General features: G+C 70.7%; 8 protein-coding genes. All 8 read left to right on the top strand.

Going from position 1 to position 7,406, the window contains the following annotated elements; translation table 11 throughout:
- On the top strand, positions 1-719 hold a 719-nt coding region (locus G6017_RS14720), incomplete at its 5' end, for an SDR family NAD(P)-dependent oxidoreductase (RefSeq protein WP_182618025.1).
- A gap of 113 nt (positions 720-832) precedes the next feature.
- Positions 833-2,065 (top strand): glutamate-5-semialdehyde dehydrogenase, encoded by a 1,233-nt coding sequence (locus G6017_RS14715; protein WP_182609842.1) that lies wholly within the window; start codon positions 833-835, stop codon positions 2,063-2,065.
- A gap of 71 nt (positions 2,066-2,136) precedes the next feature.
- The gene (locus tag G6017_RS14710; protein ID WP_179524943.1) at positions 2,137-3,018 is read left to right on the top strand and encodes an AAA family ATPase; all 882 of its coding nucleotides are present in this window, start codon (positions 2,137-2,139) and stop codon (positions 3,016-3,018) included.
- Positions 3,019-3,045: 27 nt separating this feature from the next.
- A complete protein-coding gene (locus tag G6017_RS14705) occupies positions 3,046-4,476 on the top strand; it encodes a vWA domain-containing protein (protein WP_182618023.1) in 1,431 nt (476 codons plus the stop codon).
- Between the two features lie 56 nt (positions 4,477-4,532).
- The gene (nadD, locus tag G6017_RS14700) at positions 4,533-5,249 is read left to right on the top strand and encodes a nicotinate-nucleotide adenylyltransferase (protein ID WP_179524945.1); all 717 of its coding nucleotides are present in this window, start codon (positions 4,533-4,535) and stop codon (positions 5,247-5,249) included.
- Complete coding sequence (gene rsfS, locus G6017_RS14695; protein ID WP_182609840.1) at positions 5,246-5,689, top strand: ribosome silencing factor; 444 nt, start codon at positions 5,246-5,248, stop codon at positions 5,687-5,689. Before nadD ends, rsfS begins: the two co-directional genes overlap by 4 nt.
- A gap of 7 nt (positions 5,690-5,696) precedes the next feature.
- Positions 5,697-6,398 carry a histidine phosphatase family protein gene (locus G6017_RS14690; protein WP_182609839.1) on the top strand — a complete coding sequence of 234 codons (702 nt, stop codon included), beginning with the start codon at positions 5,697-5,699 and terminating at the stop codon, positions 6,396-6,398.
- Positions 6,395-7,225: a DegV family protein gene (locus G6017_RS14685; protein ID WP_179524948.1), complete on the top strand. Its 831-nt coding sequence runs from the start codon at positions 6,395-6,397 to the stop codon at positions 7,223-7,225. Before G6017_RS14690 ends, G6017_RS14685 begins: the two co-directional genes overlap by 4 nt.
- The last annotated feature ends 181 nt before the right edge of the window (positions 7,226-7,406 follow it).

Raw genomic sequence — 7,406 nt, 5'->3', positions numbered from 1 at the left:
CCGCCTCCGAGATCGGCGGTTCGACCGAGGTCCGCCAGCTCGATCTGGGCGATCTGGACGCGGTGCGTGGGTTCGCCGCCTCCTGCACGGAACCGATCGACATCCTGCTCGACAACGCCGGGTTGATGAGCAAGACCAGGCGGGAGACGACAGACGGCTTCGAGCTGCACCTGGGGGTCAACGTCCTCGGTCCGTTCCTGCTCACGGAGCTGCTGTTGCCGCTGCTCCGGGAGAGGGTCGTCATCACCGCGTCGATGGCGCACGCCAAGGGACGAATCGGCTTCGAGGACCCGCATTTCCGCACGCGCCGGTACTCGATGGCGGCCGCGTACGCGCAGTCCAAACTCGCCTGCATGCTCTGGGGGCTGGACCTGCAGAACCGGCTCACCGCCGCCGGCTCCACCGTGGACGTCCAGCTGGCCCACCCCGGGTTCGCCGCCACCTCGATCCTCGACCCGACCCCGTTCCCCCCGGTCAACGCTGTACTGAAGCTACTCGGGAGACGGATCGTCCCCACTGCCGCCGACGGGGCCCGGCCGCTCCTGTACGCCGCGACCGAGGACCTCCCGGCGGCCTCCTATATCGGGCCGACAGGCTTCAGTCAGATCCTCGGGGCGCCCGGCCCGTGCGACCGGTCCGACCGGGCCCGCGACACGGACCTGGCCCGTCGTCTCCGGGAATTCGCCGTCCGCGAGACCGGGGCCGTCCTCACGGTCTGACTCGTGCGGGTGACCTCCCCGGGCGCACCGGTAAGCTGACCCCCATGACCACCAGCCACCTCGACGCTCCTGAGACCACCGGCCACCCCGGCGCCGATCGGCCCGCCGACCCGATGCGCGACGCAGTCCACGACGCGGCCCGTCGCGCCCGGACGGCCTCGCGTGAGCTGGCCCTGCTCACCACGGAACGCAAGAACGCGCTCCTGCTGGCGGCGGCGGACGCGCTGGTGGCCTCGCGGGCGGAGATCCTCGATGCCAACGCGCGGGATATCGCCGACCAGACGGAAGAGGGGACCGGCGAGGCGATGCTGGACCGGCTGCGGCTGACCGCCGAGCGGATCGAGGGCATCGCCGGAGGCCTCCGTCAGGTCGCGGGACTGGCGGATCCCATCGGCACGGTGACCCGCGGATCCACCCGGCCGAACGGGCTGCAGCTACGTCAGGTCCGGGTTCCGCTGGGCGTGGTGGGCATGATCTACGAGGGCCGCCCCAACGTCACCGTCGACGCGTTCGGTCTGGCGTTCAAGTCGGGGAATGCGGCGCTACTGCGCGGTTCGCGATCGGCCCGCTACTCCAACGAGGCACTCGTGGGTGTCCTGCGGGGCGTACTGGCACAGCACGAGTTGCCGGTGGACGCCGCGCAGCTCCTGCCCTCGGAGGACCGGTCGTCCGTCACCCACCTCATCCAGGCCCGCGGGCTGGTCGACGTGGTGATCCCCCGCGGCGGTGCCGGGCTCATCCAGGCCGTGGTGGAGAACGCCAAGGTCCCGGCCATCGAGACAGGGACCGGTAACTGCCACCTCTACATCCATGGTGACGCCGATATCGACGAGGCGATCAGTCTGCTGCTCAACGGCAAGACCCGCCGCTGCAGCGTGTGCAACGCCACCGAGACCGTCCTGCTCGACGAGGCCCTCGGCGACGCCGCCGTGGACCGGGTGGTGGGGGCACTGCAGTCCGCCGGCGTCACCGTGCACGGCGACCGCGAGGGACTCGTCCCCGCCGACGACGTGGACTGGGGCGAGGAGTACCTGAGCATGGACATCGCGCTGAAGGTGGTCGACGGCGTGGACGCCGCGATCGACCACATCGCCCGTTGGTCCTCCGGCCACACCGAGGCCGTCTCCACCCGCAGCATCGAGGTGGCCGACAAGTTCTGTGCGCAGGTCGATGCGGCCGCGGTCATGGTCAACGCCTCGACCGCGTGGACCGACGGCGAGATGTTCGGCTTCGGCGCCGAGATCGGAATCTCCACCCAGAAACTGCACGCCCGCGGGCCCATGGGTCTCGAGGAACTCACCAGCACCAAGTGGATCGCCCACGGCAAGGGACACGTGCGTCCCTGACCCGCTCCACCCGGGCCACCGCCCACACCCGGCCCCACCCCGGGCGACCGAGACATCGAGAGGACCCACCCATGGACCGAGCCCGGACCGCGCAACGACCGGCATTCGAGAGCATCGACCACGTGATCGAGAGTCTCGGGGCCCAGGGCTACCTGGCCGACCGCTCGACCGCGACGGTGGTGTATCTGGCCGACCGGTTGGGCAAGCCGCTGCTCATCGAGGGGCCGGCGGGCGTGGGCAAGACCGAACTGGCCAAGGCCGTCGCCGCGGCCACCGAGGCCGAGCTCATCCGTCTCCAGTGCTACGAGGGCGTCGACGAGGCCAGGGCCCTGTACGAGTGGAACCACGCCAAGCAGATCCTGCGCATCCAGGCCGGCCAGGGGGAGGGATGGGACTCCACGCGGGACGACGTCTTCTCCGAGGAGTTCCTGTTGTCCCGCCCGCTGCTCACCGCCATTCGGCGTAGCGAGCCCACCGTGCTCCTGGTCGACGAGGTGGACAAGGCCGACATCGAGATCGAGGGCCTGCTGCTCGAGGTGCTCAGCGACTTCGCGGTGACGATCCCAGAGCTCGGGACGATCCAGGCGGTCCGCAAGCCGTTCGTGGTCCTGACCTCCAACGCGGCCCGCGAACTCTCCGAGGCGCTCAAGCGGCGCTGCCTCTACCTGCACCTGGATTTCCCGACCCCCGAACTGGAGCGCAAGATCCTCGGATCGCGGGTGCCGGAGCTCGACGACCGGCTGGCCGAGCAGCTGGTCCGGGTGGTCGGGGTGCTGCGCGCCATGGCGCTCAAGAAGGTGCCGAGCGTGTCCGAGACCATCGACTGGGGCCGCACCCTGGTCGCTCTGGGCCTGGACACGATCGACGACGAGACCGTCCTGCAGACCCTCGGAGTGGTGCTCAAGCACCAGTCCGACCAGCTCCGCGCGGCCGCCGAGCTGCGGCTCAACTAGCGTGCGGCGATCAGGAGGTCAGGCGAGATGAACACGCGTGCGCCCGGCGGGCTGTCCGGGCACCTCGTCGACTTCGTCGACGCCCTGCGCCGCAAGGGCATCCCCGTGGGGCCGAGTGAGGCGGTCGACGCGGCCGCGGCGATGGTCCACATCGACCTGCTCGACCGTGCGGCGCTCAGAGAGGCGCTCGCCGCCACGATCCTGCACAAGCCCACCCACCGAGGCGTGTTCGACCAGCTCTTCGACCTGTGGTTCCCCCCCGCGATCGGGGCGCACTCCGCCTCGGACGGGGTGGCACTCGAGGTGGAGATCCCGACGGACGACGACGGCAAGGTGGACCCGGAGGCGCTCAACGAACTCATCGCCTCGCTTCTGCTCGAGGACACCGAGGAGTCGCGGGCCAGGGCCCGGGCGTTGGCCGAGCTCCTGGTGGAACAGCTCGGCTCGTACGACTCGGCGAGCGGTCCGCGCTACTCCGCCTATCAGGCCCTCAGTCCACTGGACACCAGCGCGATCATGCAGAAGATCCTCGACGGCCTGATGGGGGCCGATCCCTTCGACCCGGACGGTTCCAAGCGCCACGCCGAGAAATCCGCGGCCGCCAACTCGGCGGCGGACATGGTCAGGGGTTTCCTGCGCGAGGTCGCCGACGAGACCCGGCGCCGCACCGCGGAGACGGTGGGTCGCGACCGGGTGGCCGACTACGCGGTGGGTCCCGCGGCGGAGCAGGTGGACTTCCTGCGGGCCAACGACCAGGACCTGCAGACGTTGCGTCGGCGGGTGGGTCCCCTCGCACGTCAGCTCGGTAGTCGCCTGGCCGCACGTCGTCGTCGTCACCGTCAGGGCGCCATCGACATGCGCAAGACGATGCGCCGGTCCATGTCCACCGGCGGGGTGCCGGTGGAGCTGGTGCTGCGCAAGCCCCGGCCGGCGCGCCCCGAGTTGGTGGTGTTGTGCGACGTGTCCGGGTCCGTGGCCGGCTTCAGTCACTTCACGCTCCAGCTGGTGCACTCCCTGCGTGAGCAGTTCTCCCGCGTGCGGGTCTTCGCCTTCGTCGACACCACCGACGAGGTGACCTCGTTCTTCGAGACCGGGTCGGACCTGGGATCGGCGATGAGCCGGATGGTGCGCGAGGCCGAGATCGTCACCTACGACGGGCACTCCGACTACGGGCACGCGCTCGAGGGGTTCGCGGACCGCTACGCCCACACGCTCACCCGCACGGGTTCGCTGCTCATCCTGGGCGACGGGCGCAACAACTACCGCGACCCGGCCGTGGAGGCGCTCGAGTTCGTCAGCGAGCGCGTCGGGCACACCCACTGGCTCAATCCGGAGCCCAGGAGGCAGTGGGGAACCGGTGACTCGGCGGCCAGGCTGTACTCCCAGTACGTCCCCATGCACGAGTGCCGCAACGTCGAGCAGCTCACGGCGGTCGTCGCGGGCCTGCTGCCCGTGTGAGGGCGCGGACACGCGAGGGAGCGGAACGTGGTGCCGGACCGATAGACTCGGCGACCATGACCACGACGGGGACCGCCGCGGGCGCCGGACGCCGCATCGGAGTGATGGGCGGGACCTTCGATCCGATCCATCACGGTCACCTGGTGGCGGCCAGCGAGGTCGCCCACCGTTTCGGTCTCGACGACGTGGTGTTCGTCCCCACCGGGGAGCCGTGGCAGAAGCGGGGTCGTACCGTCTCGCCCGCCGAGGACCGGTATCTCATGACCGTCATCGCGACGGCCTCCAACCCCCGGTTCTCCGTCAGTCGCGTGGACATCGACCGGCGGGGCCCCACCTTCACCGTCGACACCCTCAGGGACCTGTTGCGACAGAACCCCGGAGTCGAGCTGTTCTTCATCACCGGCGCGGACGCGTTGGAGAAGATCCTGACCTGGCGCGGCTGGGAGGAGATGTTCGAGCTCGCCACCTTCGTCGGGGTCTCGCGCCCCGGCTTCGAGTTGTCCGACACGCATCTCGCTCAGATCGGTGACGGCCGCGTGCACCTGCTCGAGATCCCCGCGCTGGCCATCTCCTCGACCGAGTGCCGACGGCGTGCGGCCGAGGACGCCCCGGTCTGGTACCTCGTCCCCGACGGGGTCGTCCAGTACATCGCCAAACGCAACCTCTACCGCCCCGAGGGCTCCACCAGGCTCGACGGGACCCCCGCCGCGACGGCTCCGGCACACCGCGAGCTCGTCCCCACCGACCACCACACCGAGGAGAACCATCAGTGACCGCTAGCCCCGAGGCCCTGGACATGGCGGGCATCGCCGCCCGCGCCGCAGACGAGAAGCTGGCCACGGACATCGTCGTGCTCGACGTCTCCGGCCAACTCATCATCACCGACTGCTTCGTCCTGGCCTCGGCCGAGACCGAACGTCAGGTCAACGCCGTCGTCGACGAGATCGAGGACAAGCTCCGCGAGGCGGGGCACAAGCCGCTGCGTCGGGAGGGCACTCGCGAGGGGCGCTGGGCGCTGCTCGACTACAACGAGGTGGTCGTCCATGTCCAGCACGTCGACGAGCGCGACTACTACTCGCTCGACCGTCTGTGGAAGGACTGCCCGGTCGTGGAGATCGAGGGCGTCGAGACCTCCGGGCGGCCGGAGTCCGCGACGAGCGGCGCCGACGACTCGCTCGCGCCGGAGGAGCCGCAGCGGGATCAGGGGCTCTGACACCGCGGTGACCCGTCGTCTCATCCTGCTGCGTCACGGTCAGACGCACTACAACGCCTCGCTGCGGATGCAGGGCCAGTTGGACACCGAGCTCAGCGAACTCGGCGTCCAGCAGGCCCACGCGGTCGGTCGCGCCCTCGCACACCGTCGACCGTGGACGATCCTCTCCTCCGACCTGCAGCGGGCACGCGAGACGGCCCGGGCACTGGCCTCGGAGGTCGGGCTCGACGTCCGGACCGACCCGCGCCTGCGCGAGACCCACCTGGGCACGTGGCAGGGGATGAGCCATTCCGAGGTCGACGAGCTGTGGCCCGACGCGCGGATGCGGTGGCGCAGCACCCCACGGTGGTCCCCGCCGGAGGGGGAGAGCCGGCTCGACGTGGCCCGGCGGACCCGCCAGGTGGTCGACGAACTCGTGGACGCCTCGCCGGGGTGGAACGAGCACCCGGCGGTCCTCGTGGCCCACGGGGGGGCGATCGCCGCCCTCACCGCCGCTCTGATCGAGCTGCCGGTCGAGCAGTACCCGATCTTCAACGGTCTCGGGAACACCTGTTGGGTGCAGCTGTCCGCGCACCCGCGGCCCGGGTCGTCCTGGAGCGGGCAGTCCGCGACCCCGGAGATCGGGCCGACGACCGAGGGCGCCCGCGACGTGCTCTGGCGACTGGACCAGTGGAATGCCGGTCTCACGCCCCCGGTGGTGCAGCCATGACCATCCGCCTGGTCACCGACTCGAGTGCCGACCTCCCCGAGGAGTGGGTCCGCGAGTTCGGCATCACCGTGGTGGGCCTCCACGTGGTCGAGGAGGGGGACCGGGCGGTCTCGACGGCCGCGGTGACCCCGGACGAACTGTCGGCGATCTACCAGGAACTCCTCGACGATCCGGACTGCACGGGCATCGTCTCCGTCCACCTCTCTCGTGATCTCTCCCGCACGTGGGAGTCCGCCGCCGACGCGGCCACGAGATTCGGCGGTCGCGTCCTGGTCTCGGACTCCAGGTGCGCCGGGATGGCGTTCGGCGCCGCGGTGGCCCAGTGCGCCTGGGCGGCGAACAACGGGCTCGGCCTGTCCGCCACCTACGAACTCGCCGAGCGGATCTGCCGGGGAGCGTCCACCTTCGCCGCTCTGGAGTCGTTGGAGAGTCTGCGCCGTGGTGGCCGGATCAGCGCCGTCGCCGCCCTCTTCGGCAGCGCGCTGGCCATGCGCCCGATCATCGTGCTGCGTGGTGGTTCGGTCGACCTGGCGGCGAAGGCCAGGACCACGACCAAGGCCCACGAGAGGTTGCGCGCGCTGCTGCGCGACGAGGTCGGCCGGGGCGACGTCCTGGTGGTCGTCCACCAGCACGAGGCACTGGAGCGTGCCCGCGAGATGGCCACCGAGATCCGCAAGGAGACCCCGTTCCCCGAGCGGGTTCTCGTCGTCGAGTTCGACGAGGTCCTGGCCTGGCACCTGGGGCCCGGGACCGTGGGGGTCTCGGTGACCGACCTCGTCGACACCGCATTCCCCATCCCCCCGGTCTCTCCACAGGACGACGTCTGAGAGACCTCCGCGGGGTCCGGGAGTGGCCCCCGCCGGGCTAGCGTCGGCCCATGTTCCCCGACACCCGGACCCGTCCCGCGGACCCCGGTGATCCCGCCCGCGAGGCCGCGCTCCACCGGCTCTCGAGTGTGACCGCGCCGGCGGGCCCGGCGTCCGTTCCCCTGGCCGACGCGGATCCGGA

This window comes from Dietzia sp. B44 (assembly GCF_014145245.1).
Classification (GTDB): Bacteria; Actinomycetota; Actinomycetes; order Mycobacteriales; family Mycobacteriaceae; genus Dietzia; species Dietzia natronolimnaea.
Note: the sequence above shows the minus strand (reverse complement) of the source record. Positions and strands in the feature narration are given on the sequence as shown.

Excerpts from the sequence above, each read along its gene's own strand:
- G6017_RS14715 (WP_182609842.1), top strand. The coding sequence starts at position 833 with ATGCGCGACGCAGTCCACGACGCGGCCCGTCGCGCCCGGACGGCCTCG.
- G6017_RS14710 (WP_179524943.1), top strand. The coding sequence starts at position 2,137 with ATGGACCGAGCCCGGACCGCGCAACGACCGGCATTCGAGAGCATCGAC.
- G6017_RS14705 (WP_182618023.1), top strand. The coding sequence starts at position 3,046 with ATGAACACGCGTGCGCCCGGCGGGCTGTCCGGGCACCTCGTCGACTTC.
- nadD (WP_179524945.1), top strand. The coding sequence starts at position 4,533 with ATGACCACGACGGGGACCGCCGCGGGCGCCGGACGCCGCATCGGAGTG.
- G6017_RS14685 (WP_179524948.1), top strand. The coding sequence starts at position 6,395 with ATGACCATCCGCCTGGTCACCGACTCGAGTGCCGACCTCCCCGAGGAG.